At 59.6% G+C, this 18,528-nt stretch carries 13 protein-coding genes; 10 read left to right on the top strand and 3 right to left on the bottom strand.

Going from position 1 to position 18,528, the window contains the following annotated elements:
• Positions 1-38 precede the first annotated feature (38 nt).
• From epsG to HWE04_RS13365, 6 genes are all read left to right on the top strand, one after another.
• Positions 39-917 (top strand): chain length determinant protein tyrosine kinase EpsG, encoded by an 879-nt coding sequence (epsG, locus tag HWE04_RS13390; protein ID WP_039876320.1) that lies wholly within the window; start codon positions 39-41, stop codon positions 915-917.
• A 29-nt stretch (positions 918-946) separates the two neighbouring features.
• Entirely contained in the window at positions 947-2,590 is a 1,644-nt protein-coding gene (gene xrtB, locus HWE04_RS13385; protein WP_241812684.1) for an exosortase B, read from the top strand.
• 170 nt (positions 2,591-2,760) lie between these two features.
• Complete coding sequence (locus HWE04_RS13380) at positions 2,761-4,191, top strand: O-antigen ligase family protein (RefSeq protein ID WP_241812683.1); 1,431 nt, start codon at positions 2,761-2,763, stop codon at positions 4,189-4,191.
• An 86-nt stretch (positions 4,192-4,277) separates the two neighbouring features.
• Complete coding sequence (locus HWE04_RS13375) at positions 4,278-5,519, top strand: glycosyltransferase family 4 protein (RefSeq protein ID WP_241812682.1); 1,242 nt, start codon at positions 4,278-4,280, stop codon at positions 5,517-5,519.
• Positions 5,516-6,574, top strand: coding sequence for an acyltransferase family protein (locus HWE04_RS13370; RefSeq protein WP_006712714.1), 1,059 nt, complete (start codon positions 5,516-5,518; stop codon positions 6,572-6,574). The genes HWE04_RS13375 and HWE04_RS13370 overlap by 4 nt, the downstream gene beginning before the upstream one ends.
• A gap of 28 nt (positions 6,575-6,602) precedes the next feature.
• A complete protein-coding gene (locus HWE04_RS13365; protein ID WP_039876323.1) occupies positions 6,603-8,642 on the top strand; it encodes an acyltransferase family protein in 2,040 nt (679 codons plus the stop codon).
• A 46-nt stretch (positions 8,643-8,688) separates the two neighbouring features.
• Here the strand turns inward: HWE04_RS13365 and HWE04_RS13360 are convergent, their stop codons facing one another.
• The gene (locus HWE04_RS13360; RefSeq protein WP_233207657.1) at positions 8,689-10,092 is read right to left on the bottom strand and encodes an Atrophin-1 multi-domain protein; all 1,404 of its coding nucleotides are present in this window, start codon (positions 10,090-10,092) and stop codon (positions 8,689-8,691) included.
• 446 nt (positions 10,093-10,538) lie between these two features.
• On the opposite strand from HWE04_RS13360, the gene HWE04_RS13355 reads away from it, so the two are divergent.
• The 4 genes from HWE04_RS13355 (at position 10,539) to HWE04_RS13340 (ending at position 15,581) form a co-directional block, all read left to right on the top strand.
• Complete coding sequence (locus tag HWE04_RS13355) at positions 10,539-11,729, top strand: glycosyltransferase family 2 protein (RefSeq protein WP_241812681.1); 1,191 nt, start codon at positions 10,539-10,541, stop codon at positions 11,727-11,729.
• 40 nt (positions 11,730-11,769) lie between these two features.
• Complete coding sequence (locus HWE04_RS13350) at positions 11,770-12,891, top strand: WecB/TagA/CpsF family glycosyltransferase (RefSeq protein ID WP_077237243.1); 1,122 nt, start codon at positions 11,770-11,772, stop codon at positions 12,889-12,891.
• A gap of 126 nt (positions 12,892-13,017) precedes the next feature.
• The gene (locus HWE04_RS13345; RefSeq protein ID WP_241812706.1) at positions 13,018-14,154 is read left to right on the top strand and encodes a sugar phosphate nucleotidyltransferase; all 1,137 of its coding nucleotides are present in this window, start codon (positions 13,018-13,020) and stop codon (positions 14,152-14,154) included.
• The gene (locus tag HWE04_RS13340; RefSeq protein WP_241812680.1) at positions 14,154-15,581 is read left to right on the top strand and encodes a mannose-1-phosphate guanylyltransferase/mannose-6-phosphate isomerase; all 1,428 of its coding nucleotides are present in this window, start codon (positions 14,154-14,156) and stop codon (positions 15,579-15,581) included. The genes HWE04_RS13345 and HWE04_RS13340 overlap by 1 nt, the downstream gene beginning before the upstream one ends.
• 86 nt (positions 15,582-15,667) lie before the next feature.
• Here HWE04_RS13340 and HWE04_RS13335 read toward each other — a convergent pair whose 3' ends face one another.
• Positions 15,668-17,026 (bottom strand): capsular polysaccharide export protein, LipB/KpsS family, encoded by a 1,359-nt coding sequence (locus tag HWE04_RS13335; protein ID WP_241812679.1) that lies wholly within the window; start codon positions 17,024-17,026, stop codon positions 15,668-15,670.
• Between the two features lie 25 nt (positions 17,027-17,051).
• Positions 17,052-18,482 (bottom strand): lipopolysaccharide biosynthesis protein, encoded by a 1,431-nt coding sequence (locus tag HWE04_RS13330; RefSeq protein ID WP_241812678.1) that lies wholly within the window; start codon positions 18,480-18,482, stop codon positions 17,052-17,054.
• Between the last annotated feature and the right edge of the window lie 46 nt (positions 18,483-18,528).

Genomic DNA, 18,528 nt, shown 5'->3' with positions numbered 1-18,528 from the left:
TCGTTCATCGATAAAAAATATGAATCCCCGGGAATAACATGACTACTGCAACGTTGACCTTCAATGAAGGCGCATCCCTGCCGAACCGCTCCATCGGTGCGATCCTGGTCGATAGCGGCAAGCTCTCCCCCGAGAACGCGGAACGTATCCTGCGCCTGCAGCGCGAGCGCGGTTTGCGCTTTGGGGACGCGGCGATCCAGTTGGGACTGCTGACCCAGTCCGATATCGATCAGGCGCTGTCGCGCCAGTTCGACTACCCCTATCTGCTCAAGGGCGAGAGCAAGGTCAGCGAGAAAGTCGTTGCCGCCTACAACCCGTTCAGCAAGCAGGTCGAAGCCCTGCGGGCACTGCGCAGCCAGTTGATGGTGCGTTGGTTCGACGTCGACGGCAAGCACAAGTCCCTGTCGATCGTGAGCCCGGAGAGCGGGGAAGGGCGCAGTTTCATTGCCTCCAACCTGGCGGTGGTGTTCTCGCAGCTGGGCGAACGCACCTTGCTGATCGACGCCGACATGCGTCATCCTTGCCAGCACGAATTGTTCGGACTGGACAATCGCAATGGTCTGTCGGGCGTGATCGCCGGTCGTTGTTCCGCAGCCGATGCGCTTCAACGCGTGCCGGATCTGCTGGATCTGTCGGTGCTGCCGGCGGGTCCTACGCCACCCAATCCGCAGGAGCTGCTGGGACGTCCGAACTTCACGCAGATGCTCACCGACCTGGCGCAGGAGTTCGACATCATCCTGGTGGACACGCCCTCTGGCGCCCAATACGCCGACGGCAACATGATCTCGGCCCGCACCGGTGCCAGTCTGGTGGTGGTGCGCACCAATGTGACCCATATTTCTGCGGTGCGTACGTTGACGGATAACCTGACCAGTGCGCATGTGGCCGTGGTCGGCAGTGTCGTCAACGAATTCTGACGGCTGTTTATCCGCCGGAGAAAGTCCAGATGACTGCAGAGACCGTCCGCCCGATGCCCGAACCACGATTTTCCGGCCTGCCCTGGCTGGTGATCGCGGCAGGTCTGGCGGCGATGTACATTCCAAGTTTCATCGATCTGTTCCATGGAGTGTGGGGGACCGAGCGTAACGCACACGGTCCGATCGTTCTCGCTGTCGCCTGCTGCTACCTGGTGGTGCGGGTCCGCCAACTGTTGCAGGAAGGATTGATCGAACGCCGCCCTGCGCCAATCCCGGGCATGGCGTTTCTGTTGATCGGGATACTCAGTTTTGTACTCGGGCGGTCGCAGACGGTACTGTTTCTGGAAGCCGGCTCCCTGATTCCTATCCTCATGGGAATCGTGCTGCTGCAATTTGGCGTGCGTACCTGTCGTCGGCTGTGGTTCGCGTTTTTCTTCATGCTCTTCATGGTGCCGCTGCCAGCCTCGGTGGTCGATCTCCTGACGCAGCCATTGAAGATTGGGGTGTCCTATGTGTCGGAGCAGGTGTTGCGCCTGCTCGGCTACCCCATCGCACGCAGTGGTGTGATTCTCTACATCGGCCCGTACCAGTTGCTGGTCGCCGATGCCTGCGCCGGCCTCAATTCGCTGTTTACGCTCGAGGCACTGGGACTGTTGTACATGAATCTGGTGCGCCATCAGTCACTCCTGCGAAACGTGTTGCTGGCGGTTCTGATCGTGCCGATTTCTTTCACCGCCAATACCGTGCGCGTCATGGTGCTGGCACTGATCACCTACTATCTGGGCGATGCCGCAGGGCAGGGCTTCCTGCATGGTTTCGCCGGCATGCTGCTGTTCCTGGTCGCTCTGGGACTGATCATTGCATTAGACGGACTGCTACGCTGGATCGCTGTGCGTTATGCGAACTGGAAGGGGCGGGTCGCGCCGATGCCAGTGCAACGCGAGAGGGTGGACACCAGCGAAGATGTCCGCGACAAGTTCGTCATGAACATTCGTCTGGCCGTACCGGTGGCCATCGTCATGGCAGTGTCGGTAGCGGTCGCAGGCCTGCTGGTACCCCATGAGATGCAGACCGTGAAGGCCGCCAAGCTGTCCGCCGTCGTGCCGACGCAATTTGGCGACTGGCGGGAAATGCCGTCGCCTTTCTTGCAGGTCGACGTCGGACTGGATGACGGGACCGGTCGCAATTCGGATCAACCTTACGACGATGTGCTCAGCCGCACCTACGTCAACAGCCACGGTCAGATGGTCATGCTGGCTCTGGCCTATGCCAACGAGCAGACCCAGGACGTCAAGATCCACCTGCCCGAGGTCTGCTACGTCGCCCAGGGATTCAAACTCAGGGATGAGCAGCGGGTTGAGATGCCGATGCGCGGACAGGATCATCCGATTGCCGCTTCGCGTTTCGTGGCCACTCAGAAGAATCGTGTCGAGGCGGTCAGCTATTGGGTGCGCATCGGTGATGGTTTCCCCAATGGGGGCCTGGCTGCGCGATGGAAGATTTTCAAGGATGGCATGGCAGGTCGGGTCTCGGACGGCATTCTTGTGCGGGCCTCCAGTTTGATGGCGGAAAAGGATGACGAGGCCGACGCCTTTGCCTTGCAGCAGAAGTTCCTGCAAGACCTGGATGCCGCTGTGCGTGTTGGCCAACCTGGCCTCTTGGTGCCGGTCTGAATTTGGCTGGCAGTCAGACCGATGGGGAGTTTCTCCTGATTCGCAGGCGGCTCCAGCCCCGATTGCAAATGGGCGGATGGTCCCGGTGAAACCGAGGCAGATGCGTATTGCCTGGGCAGACATGATGATTGATCGAATGGCCGGTATGGCAGCCATTCGCCAAGGAAGAAATGATGAGAAGAATCAACCTCCCACCCTCTGAGCTGAAGTTCCTGCTTGCCGCCTGCGTCATTGCAGCCATGGCGGGTCTGGTCCTGCCTGTGGTAGCCGGCCTTCTGGAAGGTAGCTATGCACGCCTCGCTGCATTGCCGGCACTGCTGATCTTCGGGGGGCTGTTCCTCTTCAACAAGCGCCTGCTCTTGTTGATCGTGCTTCTGCTGCGTGCTTCCGGGGACATCGTGCTCGAGTCCACGCGTGTCGGTTCCGGCGGTAGTCTGTCGCTGGGTCTGGGCGGGGCTATCAACGGCTTGATCATCCTGATGGCTTTCCTGTTCTTTATCGAGAGGCCCAAGGTGCTGCCGCGCAAGGCATGGCTCTACTGGATGATATTGATGGTCGTCGCCTTTGCGGGTATGGCCGTCTCGCCCGACAAGGGGGCGGCACTCAAGATCGTTCTGGGCCTGTGCTCCTATTTTGCCGTGTTCGTCTGCGCGTTCTACCTGGTGCGTACGCCTGAGGAATTCAGATCGATGGTCTTGTTGATCCTCGCGTCTTCACTGATTCCTGCAGTCTACGGCCTGGTCAGCACCGCGCTCAATGCACGCGGTGGACTGAGCGGATTTCGTCTGCAAGGCACCTTCGGTCACCCCAATATCTTCGCTTTCTATCTGACCCTGGTCATCGCGCTGGGCCTGTATGTGATCAAGAGTGCCGAATTCAAGCTCGACCAGTTCAAGCGTTTCGTACTGGCGGGCTATCTGGGCGTGCTCTTCCTGCTGTTGTTGTTGACGCAGACCCGTAGCGCCTGGGTGGCGTGTTTCCTGATCTTCTTCCTGTACGGCGTGAAGTTCGAGCGGCGCTACCTGGTGTACATGCTTGTGCTGGGCACCTTGGCGCTGATGGTCCCCAGTGTGCAGGAGCGTATCCTGCAACTGGATTCGGGCAATACCGTCACGACCTACGCGAAGCTGAATTCCTTCGCCTGGCGAACTTATCTCTGGCAGTCGGGATTGAACTGGATGACGCCTTCGCACTACATCTTTGGCTACGGGGTCGAAGCCTTTCCCTTCTATTCGGGTATGTTCTTCCCCCTGGCCGGCGGCGTAAAGTGGGGGGCGCACAGCGTGTTCGTGCAGTGGTTCTTCGATACGGGATTGGTGGGTATGGTGGCCTATCTCGCCATCTTCTATCAGGTCATGCGGGTGCTCCTTCGCTATTACTCGGTGGACAAGCTCGGCGCCGTGATCCTGATCTGTACGCTGATTGAATACCTGGTCGTTTCGGCGTCGGACAACATGCTTTCCTACCTGGCCTTCAACTGGTATTTCTGGTTGGTGATGGGCATGGGCTGGTCGGTCTATGCCAACAGCGAGGCCGGCAAACAGGAAGCCATGAAGAAGAAACGCACCGCGCTGCAACCGGTTCCCGCCGTATCTTCCTGAAACCAGGTTCGGTCGCTCCATTCCGAACCATCGATATTCGTACTCCGGCCTCGCCGCCGGGGCATGCACTCGCCATCGAATCTGTCATGACAAAAAAAATCGCCTATTTCATCAACCAGTATCCCAAGGTCAGCCACAGCTTCATCCGCCGTGAAATCGCTGCGGTGGAACTGCAGGGCTTTGCCATCGACCGCATTGCGCTGCGTGGCTGGGACGCCGAAGTGGTGGATGAAGACGATCGCGCTGAACGTGACCGCACGCGGTATATCCTCAAGCGAGGCGTGTTTGCCTTGCTGGCGCCGATGCTGCGCCAGGTGCTGAGCAACCCCAAGGGCGCGCTGGCCGCACTGGGACTGGCTTTCAAGATGGCGCGTCGCGGTGAGCGTGGGCTGATCTATCACCTGGTGTACTTGCTGGAAGCAGCCCAGGTGGTTGAATGGACCCGGGATTTCGGCGCTACTCACATCCATGCCCATTTCGGCACCAATTCCACTGAGATCGTGATGCTGGCGCATTGCCTGGGTGGCCCGACCTACAGTTTCACCGTGCACGGCCCTGAAGAATTCGACAAGCCACTGGCATTGGGCCTGGACGAGAAGATCCGGCGTTCAGCCTTTACAGTGGCCATCACCTCGTTCTGCCAGAGCCAGTTGTATCGCTGGGTGGAGCAGAGCGTGTGGTCCAAGGTGGCGATCGTTCATTGCGGACTGGATCGCGGTTTCTATTCGGATGCGCCGGCACAGGCTCAGGCTGCGGCGCGCCTGGTGTGTGTCGGACGCCTATGTGAACAGAAGGGGCAGTTGCTGCTGGTCGAGGCCGCAGCAGCGCTCCATCGCAAAGGCCTGTCCTTCGAGCTGGTGCTGGCCGGCGACGGTGAGATGCGCCCGCAGATCGAGGAGCGTATCCGTCATCACGGACTGCAGGAAAAAATCCGTATTACGGGATGGATCAGCAGTCGCCAGGTGCGCGATGAATTGCTTGCCGCCCGTGCCATGGTTCTGCCCAGCTTTGCAGAGGGATTGCCGGTGGTCGTGATGGAAGCCATGGCGTTGCGCCGGCCTGTGTTGACGACGTTCATCGCAGGCATCCCCGAATTGGTGATCGATGGAGAGAACGGCTGGCTGTTCCCGGCCGGTGACGTGGAGCGCCTGGTGAATTCCATGCAGGCCTGCCTGCAAGCTTCGCCTGAACAACTGGAACGCATGGGGGAGGCGGCCCACGTCCGTGCAGTAGCCCGTCACTCCATTGATACGGAGGCGGCCAAACTTGCGGCTTTGTTCTCCGGCCATTCCGGGCAAGCAGTCGCTTCCCAGGGAGCAGCGGCATGAGCATGGTGCATACCAAGCATCAGGACATCGCTTCGCTGGACGGGTGGCGTGCTGTTGCCATCATCATTGTCGCAGCCAGTCATGCGGGCCTGGGCAAGATCGTGCCGGGCGGTCTGGGTGTGACCATTTTCTTCTTCCTGAGTGGCTATCTGATCACGACCTTGCTCCTGCGGGAATATGCCGCCAGCGGTGCGATCAACATCAAGCATTTCTATCTGCGCCGCTTGCTCCGTTTGACGCCCCCCTTGCTGCTGGTACTGGTGGTGACGTACCTGTTGACCTACTTGGGGTGGTTCAAGGGGTATGCAACCTGGCAGGGTTTTTTTGCACAGCTTTTTTATTTTGCCAATTACTACGGCTTGTTCTTCGACGCCGCTCATACGGTTCCATTGGGGACGGGCGTGTTCTGGTCGCTGGCGGTGGAAGAGCATTTCTATTTCTTCTTCCCCGCCTTGCTGCTGCTGATGCTGCATCGGGCCCAGCGAAGACATATCCCGGTCTACCTGGCAGTGGCGTGCTTGTTGTTCCTTGCGTGGCGCTGCTATCTGGTCCTGGGTGTGGGCGTGTCGGTCGAGCGGACATATTACGCCAGCGATACCCGTATCGATTCCATGCTGTACGGCTGCATTCTGGCCACCGTGCAAATATCCGAGCGCTGGCAGCAGACATTGCAGAGGCCAGTGGTTCGTCATGTTGCCGTGTTGTCGGGGCTGATTTTGTTGTTGGCTTCGCTGGTTGTGCGTAATGATGCTTTTCGCGAGACCATTCGCTATTCCCTGCAGGGTATTGCACTGCTTCCTCTGTTCTATTATTCGGTCAACAATCCTGGGATCTGGCCGTTTCGCTGGCTCAATATCGGGTGGATACGCCGTATCGGCATCTATTCCTATTCGATCTATCTGGCCCACTACGTCATGCTCAACAACGTTGACTGGATCTCTCGTCACGCTGTAGTCAACGTCCTCGTTGCACTGATTATTTCCTGCCTGTTTGCCATCGCGGTAGATCGCTTTGTCGATGCTCCATTGCGCGTGCTCCGAGCGCGGCTTCGTTAGTCCGGCACTGGTCGAGAAAGCCCATCACATGGTCACACACAACGAAAATCCTGTTATTGAGAAAGACGCGGCGGATTTGTCTGCGCCTCCCATCACATCGGGTTCCGCCTTGCCCCAGCTGCACCCCAAATACCGCGCCGATATCGATGGCCTGCGTGCAATCGCCGTCGGTTCGGTAGTGATCTTCCATGCCTTTCCGGAGTGGTTCAAGGGGGGCTTCATTGGCGTGGATATCTTCTTCGTCATTTCCGGTTTCCTCATTTCGCTGATCATCTTCAATAATCTGGAGCATGATCGCTTCAGCATCGTCGATTTCTACATCCGCCGTGTCAAACGTATTTTCCCGGCATTGATGACGGTGATGGTCCTGTGCGCGGTGGTCGGTGGCATCATTCTTTTTGCCGATGAATACCGTCAGCTTGGCAAACACCTGCTGGGTGGCTCTACCTTCATTTCCAATATCCTTTTCTGGCGCGAGAGCGGTTATTTCGACAACTCCGCCGAAACCAAGCCCTTACTCCATCTCTGGAGTCTGGCCATCGAGGAGCAGTTCTATCTATTCTGGCCGCTCCTGCTGGCTTTCGTGTGGAAACGCAAATGGGGCTTCCTGCGCATCATCGGCGTGATCGCACTGGCATCCTTTGTGGTCAATCTGTATCTGATCGGACATGACCAGACAGCCGCCTTCTATTCGCCCTTCGCCCGCTTCTGGGAATTGATGGTGGGTGGGGCCTTGGCGTATATCAACCTGCACAGAGCTGATCTCAATGCCCGCTACAAGGATGTGCAGTCCTGGCTGGGCGTGATCTTCCTCGCGGTGGGGTTCGTGCTGCTCAACGCGTCGCGCAGTTTCCCCGGATGGTGGGCGCTACTGCCGTGCGTGGGGACCTTCCTGCTGCTCTCTGCCGGTCCGGGCGCCTGGTTCAATCGCAAGGTGTTGGCCAGCAAACCGATGGTCTGGATCGGACTCATCAGCTACCCGCTGTATCTCTGGCATTGGCCCTTGCTGGCCTTCGCCGCGATTATCGCAGGGGAGACCGCCCCACAGGAGTGGCGGCTGATCGCGATGGTCGCTGCAGTAGCACTGGCCTGGATTACCTTCCTCTTCATCGAACGACCGTTGCGCCATGCCCGCGGGACCAAAGTGGTACTGGTCTTGCTGGCTGTCAATGTGATCGTCGGCGCCGCAGGTGCGGCGATCTACGTCAATGGTGGTTTCCCGCAGCGGGCGATCAATGAAAAGCTCGACTATCTGGCACGTGCTGATGTATTCGAAGGTTCGCGCAACTCCGATGGTAGCTGCGCACGCCTGAATCAACTGAGCGAAGTCAGCGAAGAGGTGTGTCTATCCAACTCTGCACAGCCGGAGGTACTTTTCGTCGGTGACAGCCATGTGATGGCATTGCACTCGGCGGTCTTCGACCGGCAGTTGGCGCTTCCTTCCATCATGGTCGCAGGGCACGCCTGCCGCGTCTATCCCAATTTGCCCTACGAAGCTGCCAACGTGCGGCGCTGGTCCAATAACTGCACTGAAATTGCGAAGCAGGCCATCATGGTCGGCGCCAGACTGCCGTCCATTCAGACGGTGGTTATCAGTGGCGCCTATCCACGCGGCAATCTGGACTCGCCGTCCCAGTACAAGGTCAATGGGCATACTATCTCGCAGCGCGAGGCATTCATGGCAGGCTACGGAGCCTTGATCGAAAGCTTTATCGCACAGGGCAAGCGTGTGGTCTTCGTCGCTGATGTGCCCTACCTGAAGCTGGACCCGCACTCTTGCGTCAATCGGTTCGGTACCGAGCCCACGCGCGAATGTGCGTTCACACAGGCCGAGCATGAGCAGATACGCAAATCTTATGACGCGGCGGTAGCCGAATTACGCCAGCTGCATCCGAAGGCAACGGTATTCGATCCGGTGTCCCTGTTCTGCAAACAGGGTAAGTGCCAGGCCAAGATCGATGGCGCTTATCTCTACAACGATGATCAGCACATCAGCCTGGCTGCATCGAAGTACTTGCTGCAGTCGATGCAACATGACGGCTTGTTGCCGCCAACGTCGTCCAAATAGAAAAGCCGCCGTCGGTACGACGGCGGCTGAGTGAACATGGCGTTCGTCAGTTGGCTTTGAGAAGCTGACCGCCTACGGCAGTGCTGTTGCCCACACCGCTTTGCGCGTAGAGCGCGAGGCGAGGCGAGTTTGCATTCCAGGTAAAGGTCTTGCTTTCGCCGTTGGCCAGATAGCCGCTGTCGAAAACGACTTTGCCCGCCAACTGGTCATAGATGCTCATGCGCAGTTTGCCGCCGTTGGTGGTACGGGCGGTGAGCGTGTAGCTGGCGCCCATGACCGGTTTGGCCCAGGTGACGGCATTCATGCCGCGGTTGCTGTAGTTGACCACCTCCGAGACCGAACTGGTTGCCGGGAAGACGACTGCCTGGTCCCAGGAACTGAACTTGCCCAGGACGCTTCCCGACTGCTGAGTCCAGTTGCCGCGCATGGAAAGCAGGTTGAGGTTCTGGTTAGGCGTGAATTTGTTGCCGTTGCCATCGACCCAGCTTTCTGCGCTGATCACGCGGCGCAGGCCAGCTCGCACGGACTGCAATTCGTTGGCGACGGTGTTGTTCCAGCCACTGGGCGAAGGGTTGGCGTCGGAGCCGATTTCGGCGTAGATGACGAAGGGCGTACCGATGTTGGCATCGACGATATAGGCGCCATAGCGCTTGAGCGTCTCGGCGATGCGGCGCACTTCGGCATTGCTGATACGGCTGGTGTCGAAATCCGGTGGCAGCATGACCAGGCTGCCCTCAGGAATACTGCCTTTGTTGCGTGTGGCGGCATAGGTATCGGCCGAGGTCGCCGGGAAGACATAAGCTGGATTGGGGCTCAGCCCCGAATAGCTCAGTGACATGGCCAGGGCGTGCTTGTAGTACTCAGGCTTCTGCGCTGCTTCGTGGGTACGGATGATACCTGCCGCAGCCGGCACACCCGTGGCGCGCGCGCCCTGGTAGTAATGGCCGGGTTCCGGCCAGCCGCGGCCGTCGATCTTGGTCCAGGCATACATGGCAGCGGTCCACTGGGTGCCTTCCTGCTTGAGCTTGAACAGCGAGTGGACGATGCCTGTGGTCGGGTCGACGATGTCGGCATGGCCGTCGGTGCCCGGCGCGGCGCGGGCCGCAGCGGGCCAGTGTGGGATGGTGACGTCGTGGTAATTCTCGTCGTCGGTATTGAACAGGCCCTTGCTGCCGGTGAGCCCCTTGACGGTCACCGGTGGGTCATCGGGCGAGGCCAGAAAGATGCCGGTGGAATAGGTGTTGTTGGTCACCGCCGGGAAATACGTGTCGGTCGGTATCACGAAATTATCGAATACCGGATTGACCGGGCGGCTGTTCCATAGCGAGTCTGCAGCGAATGGCTTGAGGTAGCTGCCCCATTCCTGCGCCCAGGTGGGTGAGGTCGAAAGCAGGGCGGTCATCGCCAGGGTAAGTTGAAGACGCCGTAGCGTTTTTTGTGGCCGTTGCATGGGCAGCTCCTGTGAGGGTGGAATAGCGATGATCTGGGTCGGAAGATTAAGTTCTACTCAACTGGAAATGTAAGTAGTTTTATGGAAGAGCTGAAAAGTATAGCGAGCATTCCCGCGGAGTATTGTCAAAAAGCGCAAGTGCTCAAGCTTTTTGCTTCAAAATTTCCACGAAAAAGGTGAAGGAAAATTTTTGAGCGCTGAGCCAGATAATAATTGTCGCGATGCAGCAATTTTGTGATTGCGTGTCGCATAATAGAGTCGGCAGAGTTGCGTTACTGTGCGGCAGAGCAGTCGGTGCTGCCCAATGGTAATTGAATTCCGGCAACTGGGCGCTGTGGCGAACCAATTTGCCCAACGACCAGCCTTGCAACTTGCTGCGAGGCAATTGAAATGCGAGCTTATGTTTTCCGCCGCGCCTCCGGTTTTACTTGGAAATGGAAATATTGATGATCATCGTGCTATTGCAAATGATGCTATTGGCGGGCCTGGTACTCCTGGCTGTACCGGTACTGGTGTTGCTGGTACAGGTCCTCTGTGCCCGCTGGGCTGCCCCGCGCTCTGCGGCATTGAGTGCGACGCGACCGCGTATCGCTGTGCTGGTGCCAGCCCACAATGAAGCTGGTGGAATTGGCGAAGTGGTAGCCGGTATCCGCCGTCAGCTGCTTGCCGCCGACCGGGTCCTGGTGGTCGCAGACAATTGTTCTGACCATACCGCTCACATTGCCCGCGAGGCCGGCGCAGAGGTCACCGAACGCTTTCACGATGAATTGCGCGGCAAGGGCTATGCACTCGACCACGGTATTCGCCAATTGGCTGAGGATGCGCCGGACGTGGTCATCATCGTCGATGCCGATTGCTATCTGGGCGCGCAGGCGCTGGAGACGATTGCGCGCACCTGCGTGCAATCGAATCGTCCTGTGCAGGCGCTCTACCTGATGCATGCACCAGAAGGCGGGGGCCCGATGCGCAAGATCGCCGAGTTCGCCTGGCTGGTCAAGAATCTGGTGCGTCCGCTCGGTTTCCAGAAGCTGGGCCAGCCTTGCCAGCTGATGGGCACTGGCATGGCCTTCACCTGGCAGCAGATCAGCCAGGCCAATCTGGCCACCGGTCATATCGTGGAAGACATGAAACTGGGCGTGGACCTGGCCGAAGCCGGCCAGCCGCCACTGTTCTGTCCCGAAGCCATGGTCTACAGTTTCTTCCCTTCCAGCGACAGCGGAGTCAGCACCCAGCGTACGCGCTGGGAACATGGTCACCTGAGCGTGATCCAGTCTTACGTGCCGCGCTTGCTGGGTGGCGCTGTGACGCATCGCAACGCTGCCCTGGCGGCATTGGCGGTGGATCTGAGCGTGCCGCCGCTGGCATTGCTGGTGATGCTGGTGGTGCTGGCATGGGGGGTGAATGCGATTATCTGGCTGGCATGGGGCCTGGTATGGCCCTTGCTGCTGGCCAGCCTGCTGGTGGTGTCGATCGCTGTCTCGGTCTTGCTGGCATGGTCGGGCTATGGTCGCAAGGTCATCGGCCTGGGCGAATTGCTTGGTGCGTTCGGCTATGTAGCGCGCAAGCTGCCTCTGTATGTCAAATTTCTCTTCAACCGCCAGGTGGCATGGGTAAGGTCAAAACGTGACTCAGAATAACGTCTATCAGATCGCACCGGACACGGTCTCGCATGCGGCTATCGCGCATCTGCCCGATTTCAACCGTGATGTCTTCTGTATCCTGGGCCTGCCGTTTGACCGGGTCAGCCTGGCCGATGCCGAACGCATCACGCGCACTGCGGTGCTACAGCGACAGCGCTGCTTCCTGTCCACTCCCAACCTGAACTTTGCAATTGCCTGCCTGGAAGACCCGCAGTTCCGCCTCTCGGTCATCCAGAGCGATCTCTCCATCGCCGACGGTATGCCGCTGATCTGGATCGCGCGTGCTACCGGCTTGCCGATCAATGAACGGGTCGCCGGCTCCTCGCTATTCCAGAGCCTGCGCCAGGCAGCGCTGCCGGCCGGTGGCGAAGCGCTGCGGGTGTACTTCTTCGGCGGCCCTCCAGGCGTGGCCCAGGCCGCCAGCGAGAAGCTCAACGCCAGTGCCTCGTCAATGACAGCCGTCGGCTTCGACAGCCCCGGCTTCGGCTCCATTGAAGAAATGAGCGACCCCGTCAGTATCGAGCGCATCAATGCCAGTGGTGCCGACTTCCTGGTCGTGGCGCTCGGGGCCAAGAAAGGCCAGGCATGGATCCAATACAATCTGCCCCGGTTACGCGTGCCCTTGGTCAGTCACCTTGGTGCGGTCGTCAACTTCGTCGCCGGTACCGTCTCGCGGGCGCCGGTCTGGGCGCAGAAGACCGGCCTGGAGTGGCTCTGGCGCATCAAGGAAGAACCCAAGTTGTGGCGTCGTTATTGGGATGATGGCGTCGGCCTGCTCACGCTGCTGGTCGATCGCGTCATTCCTCTGGCAATGGCAGCTCGGCGGCAGACGCCGGTGGCCACCCAGTTCGAAGCGGCACACATGGCAGTGGAAGAACGGGAGGGCGATTGCATACTGCGCCTGTCCGGCGCCGTGGGGCAAGCCAATATCGGACGCTTGCGTGCACTGCTGCCGGAGGCGGCCCGCTCATCAAGCCCGCTGGTGGTGGATTGCACCGGTCTGGGCCATCTCGACAGCGCAGCCCTGGCGTCCCTGATGCTGTTGTATGGCGCATGTCATGCCGCCAAACGACCGTGGGCCGTACTGGGTGCGTCGCCGGAACTGCGCAAGCAGTTTGGGCTGCACTGCGCTGAATATCTGTTACAGCCGTCGGCATGAGCGGTCGCCGTTTCGCATAGACCGCGAGCGCAGCGGGTAGCCGGCACTTGGTCGGCACCTGTTGGAGTCGTCTACCTGAGTAGCACCGAACACCTATCGTCAATAGAAGAGGCATTCATGAAAGCAATGATTCTGGCAGCCGGCAAGGGAACCCGGGTTCGCCCCCTGACCTATGCGCTGCCCAAGCCGATGATCCCCATCCTGGGCAAGCCGGTGATGGAATACCTGATCGAACACCTGGTGAAGTTCGGCGTCCAGGACATCATGGTCAATGTCAGCTACCTGCACGACCGCATCGAAAATTATTTCGGCGAAGGGCAGCGTTTTGGTGCGCGCATCGGCTATTCCTTCGAAGGCTATGTGGACGACGACGGCCAGGTCTTCCCCAATCCGATCGGCTCGGCCGGTGGCATGAAGAAGATCCAGGAATTCGGTGGCTTCTTCGACGAAACCACCCTGGTCATCTGCGGCGATGCCCTGATCGACCTCGACCTGCATTCGGCATTGTTCGAGCATCGCCGCAAGGGCGCGCTGGTGAGTGTGATCACCAAGGAAGTACCGATGGAACAGGTGTCCAGCTATGGCATCGTGGTGGCCGAGCCGGACGGCAAGGTCAAGTCCTTCCAGGAAAAGCCCACCCAGGAAGAGGCGCTGTCCAATCTCGCCAGTACCGGTATCTACATCATGGAACCGGCGGCACTGGACCTGATCCCCAAGGACAAGTTCTTTGACATCGGCGCCGACCTGTTCCCGCTGCTGGTGGAGAAGAAATTACCGTTCTACGCCCAGAAGCGTTTCTTCAACTGGATCGATATTGGCAATGTCACCGACTTCTGGTCGGTGCTGCAAAGCGTGCTCAAGGGCGAAGTCGCGCAGATGTACGTCCCCGGTACCCAGATCCAGGAAGGCGTCTGGGTGGGCTTGAATACCCGCATCGACTGGGAAGGCACGACCATTGAGGGGCCCGTCTACATCGGCGCCGGCTCCCATGTCGAGGCCGGCTCCAGGATTGTCGGCCCGGCCTGGATCGGTCACGGCAGCCACATCTGCAGTGGCGCGGAAGTGATTCGCAGCGTGCTCTTCGAATATACTCGCGTAGCCAGCGGCACCAGGTTTGAAAATAGCGTCGTCTACGGTGCCTACAGTGTCACCCACGACGGCGAAATGAAACATACGTCCGATCAGCCGGACGAACAATGGAACGATGCACGGGACCGCCGCCTCAAACCGCGCAGTGAAATCAAGGAAACAAGGAGTGCCTAATGTCTAATACCAAAATCTATCCCGTCATTTTGTCCGGTGGTTCGGGTACCCGGTTGTGGCCGCTTTCGCGCGCGGCTTACCCCAAGCAATTGCTGCCGCTGGTGAGCGAGCAGACCATGCTGCAGGAGACCGTGGCCCGCGTGGGCAGTTGGGCCGAAGTACAGGCGCCGCTGATCGTCTGCGGCAACGAACATCGTTTCATGATCGCCGAGCAGATGCGCGAGATCGGGGTACGTCCCCTGAGCATCATGCTGGAACCGCAAGGCCGCAATACTGCGCCGGCGGTCGCTGCCGCGGCACTGCATCTGCAACGCCAGGACCCTGAGGCGGTCATGCTGGTGCTGCCGGCCGACCACGTCATTACCGATGTCCTATCTTTCCACGAAGCTGTACGACGCGCGCTGGTGTCGGTGCAGCAAGGCGCGCTGGCGACCTTCGGCATCGAGCCGACCCAGCCGGAAACCGGTTACGGCTATATTTTGCGCGGTGCTGCGCATGCTGCCGAGAGTAGCAACTTCATGGTGGATCGTTTCGTCGAGAAGCCGGATCTGGCCACCGCCACCGGCTTCCTGCAACAAGGTGGGTACTACTGGAACAGCGGCATGTTCCTCTTCAAGGCCCGTGATTACCTGGCGGAACTGGAAGTGCACCGTCCGCTCATCGGCGCTGCCGTCAAGGACGCCGTTGCCAAGGCCTACAATGATCTCGATTTCTGCCGTCTGGACGAGGCCGCATTTGCTGCATCCCCCTCGGAGTCCATCGACTATGCCGTGATGGAAAATACCTCGCGCGCGGTGGTGGTGCCGGCCAGCATTGGCTGGAGCGATGTGGGTTCCTGGAGCGCATTGCATGAAGTGCTGCCGGCGGACGCCGAGGGCAACGTGGTGCGCGGTGACGTGCACCTGAACCAGGTCAAAAATACCCTGGTGCGTGCTGAGAGTCGCATGGTCGCGGTGCTGGGCGTGGAAGACCTGGTCGTGGTGGAGACCGACGATGCCGTGCTGGTGGCGCATCGTGACAAGGTACAGGACGTCAAGTCCTTCGTGGACACGCTCAAGAGTGCCAAGCGCACCGAACACGTCCATCACAAGCGCGTCTTCCGCCCCTGGGGTAGCTACGAAAGCGTCGATTCGGGCGAGCGCTTCCAGGTCAAGCGCATCATCGTCAAGCCGGGCGAGAAGCTGTCGCTGCAGATGCACTACCATCGCGCCGAGCACTGGGTGGTGGTCAGTGGATCAGCTCTGGTTACACGCGGCGAGGAAGTGACGCTGCTCAGCGAAAACGAATCGATCTACCTGCCCATCGGCGTCACCCATCGTCTGGAAAACCCGGGCAAGCTGCCGCTGCACCTGATCGAGGTGCAATCAGGCAGTTATCTGGGCGAGGATGATATCGTGCGCTTCGATGACGTCTACAAGCGCGCCTGAGGTAGCGGTCGCGCAATGAAAAAAGGAGAGCATTCGTGCTCTCCTTTTTTTGTTCTCGCTATCCGTGTTGTCTGTAGGGGGCCGATTCAACTGTTGGCAACGGACCTGGTGGATATGGTCTCTGCGCTTGCACTGCTCGCGTGCAGGGCCACAAGTCGCTCAGCCAGCGCTGGTCCGGCCTGGATGCAGGCTGGGTACTTCCATGTACCTTTTACGAAAAGGGTGCGATCCAGTGCCTCCAGGAAGTGATCGATACGCATCGACATCATCTCATCCACGCCGGTGGCGGCGCGCTGCACGTTGGCATCAAGCTGGGCCAGGTCCTTGACCACGAAAGCGATCTCCGGCTTGGAATAGAAGGACTCCCCCAGCACCACGGTCGGCTTCTTGCGGCGTACGGCCTGCAAGCCCACCGACGAGTTGATCACGAACACCATGGTGGCACGATCCAGCAGCAATTCGATGTCGAACTTGCGCAGCCAGATCACATCCGGGTATTTCTGGCGTAGTTCACTGTAGTCGTAGCGCCCCAGGTCTTCCGGGTGCTCCTTGACGATGATGGGATAGTCCGGTCCGCAGGTCCGGCGAATGGCGGCATGAACGGTCTCGAAGAACTCCTCCACCGAATGTACCAGCCTGGAGTTGAGCAGCACCTGGGTATCGTCGTGGACCTGCAGGGGGACGAAAGCAAAGTGTTCGGGCAACGTGACCTGGTCGTTCGGGATGGCAGCGCGTTCACGCTTGATCTGCCAGGTCTTGATGCGGCTGGAACCGCGTTGTTCCGGATACTGGGTGTAGTAGCCGAGATTGGCGCGATGGGCCAGCGCGATGGCCGCCAGTTGCGTGCGGGTCAGAGGGCGGATCTCGAGCGCCGGAGCCGACTGGACATCGGCGCTGGAAGGTGGCTGGGACTGGGCTTGTGCAAGAACGGCATCGTAGTCCAGCGCCGCCAGGGTGGCGGAGGCATTCACGCCGGCCAGGTCGGCTTGCAGTGTGTTGGCGAAGTAACCGTTCTCCAGGTAGACCACCGGAATATCTTTGCGTCGGCACAGGACGCTGATGACCTGGCCGATGTGATCCTGGCCATTCCAGACCACGAACAGATCAGGCGCCTCTGCATCGATGAAGCGCTGGACGTAACGTGCCACCGCATTGACCCGCCCATGCCACTCGGTCAGGCTGCCACCGTGCTTGAGTTGCATGAAGTTGACCATGTCCTTCACGTCGTCCTGCTGGAACAGAATGTTCTGCTCCTGGGCGCTGCCGTCGAGTGTTTCCAGATCGCGCGGGAAGAGCTGCTCCGTGTTCTTGGATAGCAGCTTGTGGTCATGCGGCAGGAAATTCAGGTAGCGTACCTGGTGGCCATGGCGCTGTTCCAGGCAGTTGCCGGTGCTGAGCATCAGCGGCACGAACATGTCGGCCAGGACAAAGATGGCAATTTTCATCGAGGATACCCGTTCGGAAGTTGGATCATTTCTTGATTCGTTTGAAGGCCAGGCGGAAGAACTCCTTGGCCGCGGCCCGCTGGAACAGGGCTACCGTGATCAGCCAGAAGAGCGCGCCGGCCCCAGCCAGCAACGTAAAGAGCAGCGTTCCCGTGGCCGGGATGCGGTCGCGGCAGAACATGACAAAGAGCATCATGCCCACGCCGGAAAGCAGCGACGGCAGCAGCGCAACCAGAAAATCCTTGAGACCCACGGCAATAAGCCGGCATGCGAAATAGAAGGTGGGGAAGGCCATCACCACCGACACCGCAAGGTAAGCCAGCGCCAGGCCTTGAACGCCATCCTGGCGCGCACCAAGCACGAACGCCAGTACATACAGCGGCGTGCCGATCAGCGACAGGCGAAGCATCCAGCCGGTCTTGCCCAGGGCCATGAAGACCGGAGCAGCCACACTGGTGATGACCTGCAGATAACCGACCAGGCCCAGGAACAGCAGGATGTCGCCCACCAGTGCCCATTTGGGGCCGAGGAAGACCGCTACGAACAGGTGCGACAGACTGGCTACCCCGAACATCATCGGCGCGGCTACGAAGGAAATCAGGCTCAGGGAGCGCAGCGACAGACTGGACAGATAGGCGCGATCGTCCTGGCGCCGGCTCATGACCGGGAACAGCGAGCGCACCGCCACCCAGGAGATGTTCTGTACCGGGAACAGCATGAGTTTGTAGGCCAGCGAGTAATTGCCCAGGACGGAGGCGCCCAGCATCTTGCCGACCACGAAGCTGTCGGCATTGCGAAAAACGTAGGCTGCCATCTGGTTGCCAGCCATTGCCCCGCTGAAGGAAAAGACGCTGCGAATCGATGCGCGGTCGAAGATCATCTTCGGTCGCCACGGTGAATAGCGCCATAGCAGCAGGGTCGTGCAGACTGCCGTGATCACCGCCTGCGCCGTCAGGCTCCATACGCCGGCGCCCTGGAAGGCCAGGACCAGCGCGATGGCCAGCGACAGCAGCGAGGCCGCCGATTCGATCCCGGCAATGAGCCGGAAGCGCGACACCCGCTCCAGCAGAGCCTGATGCACCATCGAACTGGCCGCCACCGGGAAGGTAATGGCCAGTATCCACAGCACATGGGTCAAGCGTGGCTCACCGAAGGTGGACGACATGAAAGGCGCCGCCAGCCACAGCAATAGCATCAGCACCATTCCGCCGATCATGTTCAACCAGAACACCGACGAGCTGTCGTTATCGTGCAGCTCGGCCTTCTGGATGATGGCGGCGGCGGTACCCATATCGCGCAGGATGAACGCCAGATTGGTCGCGATGCCGGCCATGGCCATGAGGCCGTACTCGGAAGGGGGTATCAGCCGCGTCAACACGAACATGTTGACCAGCTGGGAGCCAATCTTGACGAACTGCGTTATCGCGATCCAGCGGACATTGGAAGCAGCGCTCATGCCGCTCCCCGGAACGCCAGGTGGCAAGCCCGCAGGCCAGCGATGG

Source organism: Herbaspirillum sp. C7C2 (assembly GCF_022627865.1).
Classification (GTDB): Bacteria; Pseudomonadota; Gammaproteobacteria; order Burkholderiales; family Burkholderiaceae_D; genus Herbaspirillum; species Herbaspirillum frisingense.
Note: the sequence above shows the minus strand (reverse complement) of the source record. Positions and strands in the feature narration are given on the sequence as shown.

Bases quoted from the DNA above. Each gene is read 5' to 3' on its own strand.
- epsG (WP_039876320.1), top strand. From the start codon at position 39: ATGACTACTGCAACGTTGACCTTCAATGAAGGCGCATCCCTGCCGAAC.
- xrtB (WP_241812684.1), top strand. From the start codon at position 947: ATGACTGCAGAGACCGTCCGCCCGATGCCCGAACCACGATTTTCCGGC.
- HWE04_RS13380 (WP_241812683.1), top strand. From the start codon at position 2,761: ATGATGAGAAGAATCAACCTCCCACCCTCTGAGCTGAAGTTCCTGCTT.
- HWE04_RS13375 (WP_241812682.1), top strand. From the start codon at position 4,278: ATGACAAAAAAAATCGCCTATTTCATCAACCAGTATCCCAAGGTCAGC.
- HWE04_RS13370 (WP_006712714.1), top strand. From the start codon at position 5,516: ATGAGCATGGTGCATACCAAGCATCAGGACATCGCTTCGCTGGACGGG.
- HWE04_RS13365 (WP_039876323.1), top strand. From the start codon at position 6,603: ATGGTCACACACAACGAAAATCCTGTTATTGAGAAAGACGCGGCGGAT.
- HWE04_RS13360 (WP_233207657.1), bottom strand. From the start codon at position 10,092: ATGCAACGGCCACAAAAAACGCTACGGCGTCTTCAACTTACCCTGGCG.
- HWE04_RS13355 (WP_241812681.1), top strand. From the start codon at position 10,539: ATGATCATCGTGCTATTGCAAATGATGCTATTGGCGGGCCTGGTACTC.
- HWE04_RS13345 (WP_241812706.1), top strand. From the start codon at position 13,018: ATGATTCTGGCAGCCGGCAAGGGAACCCGGGTTCGCCCCCTGACCTAT.
- HWE04_RS13340 (WP_241812680.1), top strand. From the start codon at position 14,154: ATGTCTAATACCAAAATCTATCCCGTCATTTTGTCCGGTGGTTCGGGT.
- HWE04_RS13335 (WP_241812679.1), bottom strand. From the start codon at position 17,026: ATGAAAATTGCCATCTTTGTCCTGGCCGACATGTTCGTGCCGCTGATG.
- HWE04_RS13330 (WP_241812678.1), bottom strand. From the start codon at position 18,482: ATGAGCGCTGCTTCCAATGTCCGCTGGATCGCGATAACGCAGTTCGTC.